At 70.0% G+C, this 2,329-nt stretch carries 1 protein-coding gene and 1 pseudogene; one reads left to right on the top strand and one right to left on the bottom strand.

All coding sequences use genetic code 11. From position 1 onward, the window contains the following. Positions 1-363: pseudogene (locus tag VJN29_RS15565) on the top strand (hypothetical protein); the annotation flags it as partial. Between the two features lie 36 nt (positions 364-399). Here the strand turns inward: VJN29_RS15565 and VJN29_RS15570 are convergent. Continuing rightward, complete coding sequence (locus VJN29_RS15570) at positions 400-2,157, bottom strand: helix-turn-helix domain-containing protein (RefSeq protein WP_324144547.1); 1,758 nt, start codon at positions 2,155-2,157, stop codon at positions 400-402. Positions 2,158-2,329: the final 172 nt, after the last annotated feature.

Consider the following 2,329-nt stretch of genomic DNA (forward strand, 5'->3'; position numbering starts at 1 on the left):
TGGTGGATCCGGGGCGGGATCGACCCGACCCCGTTCGGCGACCGCCGGACGGTGCTGCATGTGCAGGTGCCCGACGCCAGGCGCCGCCGCTTCTGGTTCGTCGTGGAGCCGCACGACGTGTCGCTGTGCTTCACCGACCCGGGTTACGAGGTGGACCTGACGGTGGAGTCGCCGCTGGGCGTCCTCTACCAGGTGTGGGAGGGCATGCTCGAACTGCCGGCCGCGGCCCGGGCCGGCCTGCTCACGCTGACCGGCCGCCGCGAGATCCTGCTGCGGCTGCCCGAGGCACTGCGGTTCAGCCCGGTGGCGCCGCACGTCCGTCGGGCGCGGGCCCGTCCGCTGCCGGTCGCCCTGTCGCCTTAGCGCCGATTTCCACGCAGCTTCTTCGACCCCGGCTGGCTAGCTGAACTCGAAGTGGAGGCGCCGTCCGTGCCACCAGGGGACGGTGGTGTCGGGCGGGAGGCTGGCTTGACGCAGGACGGGTGAGTAGGCACGGCGGTCGATGCGGACTGTGATCTGGTCGCCGGTGGTGGTGATGGTGCCGGAGCTGTCGAGGAAGCGCCGTTGAAGCGTGTCGGGGGCGGCGTTGGCGTAGCCGGCGCCGAGCCGGCTCCGGAATGCGGCGAGCAGGGCCTGGGCCAGGACGCAGAGCATGATGTCCAGATCGACGTTGAGGTTGACGGTGCTGGACAGGGCGTCGGCGCAGAAGGAGCGGATGATCTCGGCCAGGCGCTGCTCGATCGTCATGCGGCGGGCGTACTGGCTGATCAGTTTCTTGACGCTGGCGTGGTGGTCGTTGGTGATGATGACCGTGGCGGCGTCGCGGCCCAGACCGGTGACGACGAGCTGGCGGGCGGTGCCGGGGTAGCTGGTTAGCTTGACCGCCTTGTCCTCGTGGACTCTCGGCTTGTTGTGGGGGCCGGGCCGGTCCAACGTGATCGTCTTGAAGTCGGCCGGGGTGAGCGCGTTGATGTGGCGGACCAGAGCCGGGGAGCGCATCCGCAAGGTGAGGAACTTGACGCCCCGCGCGTCGAGCTCACCGAGCACGGCCTGATTGGTGACCTTCTGGTCCATGACCAGCATCGCCGGGTCGGTGCCGGATACGGCCTTCCAGTGGTCGCAGAACGTGATGACCTCGCGGTGCTGGGTGGCTTTGGAGATGTCGGCGTTGGCGTAGACCAGGTTGTGCGTGCCGCTGTCCTGGGCGAAGAAGGTCAGCACCGACCGGGCGCGCTGGGACCGGGTGGGCACGTAGTGGCGTTCCAGGGCCGGGTCGGCACCCCAGTGCATGACGGCGTGGAAGTCCAGATCGAAGATGCCCTCGTCGCTGCCGGCCAGCCCGGCAGCGACGAGCTTGGCGTCCAGGGCGGCCAGGAAGTTGCGCTGGTGGTCATGCGAGAGGCGGTAGGAGTACTCGGTCAGCGCGGACTTCTTCGGCAGGATCGCCAGCCCGGCGAACAGCGCGCTGGCCGGGTCGTCGAGCAGGTCGTCGACGTGGCTGACGCGCCGGGTGGCGGTGAGCTTGAGCGCCAGCAGGGACAGCAGCCAGCTGACGGCGGGGATGACGCGAGTGCCGGGGTAGCCGGCCGTGCGGGCCAGGGTGGGCAGGTCGAGGGCGACCAGGTCCGGGACGGCCAGCAGCAGACCGGCCAACCGCGTGGTGGCGGCGGCCGGGAAGCGGCCGAAGTCGATGACCTTGGCGCGGGGCAGTGTCGTGTCCCGCCCGGTGGTGGCCGGGCTGATGCTGGCCTCGGGCTCGGGGTGGCGCAACAGCCGCCCGAAGCCCTCCTCGGCCAGGATCTGCCCGACCCCGGTGCGGTTGAGCGGCGTGCCCTCCGCGGTCAGCCGCCTGCTGATCTCGTAGACCGACATGCCCTCGCGGCGCAGCTCGATGACCCGGCCGCGGGCGGCGTCCTTCTTCGGAGCGCTCTTGCGGCCGGGTCTGCCCGGGTCGGCGAACAGTTCCAGCTTGCCGGCCCGGAAGTCGCGGACCAACGACGCCAGCGCCGACGGGGTGTACCCGAACCGGGCTGCGGCCTGGGCCAGCGGCGCGCCCTCCAGCACATAGGCGCGGACCGCCTCGTACCGCCGCTGGTTGACCTGCGCCGGGCGGGCGAACGCTTCCCAGCCTCGTCTCGAGGCTGGTTTCGCTGTCATGTTGCTGATCTACCATATGAACCGTCGGATGCCCGGATATGGGCAGGCGGCGTGGCGGCAACGTGTCTTACTGATGTTCACGCTGATCACAGCATGTCTCTTTGAGATCGTCCGATCGCTGTGACCGCCGGGCGCGCTGACTCGACTGGGGCGCTCCTGGGATCATCTCCGC

Source organism: Intrasporangium sp. (assembly GCF_035280925.1).
Taxonomy (GTDB): domain Bacteria; phylum Actinomycetota; class Actinomycetes; order Actinomycetales; family Dermatophilaceae; genus Intrasporangium.

Coding starts and splice junctions, on each gene's coding strand:
- VJN29_RS15570 (WP_324144547.1), bottom strand. CDS start 2,157: ATGACAGCGAAACCAGCCTCGAGACGAGGCTGGGAAGCGTTCGCCCGC.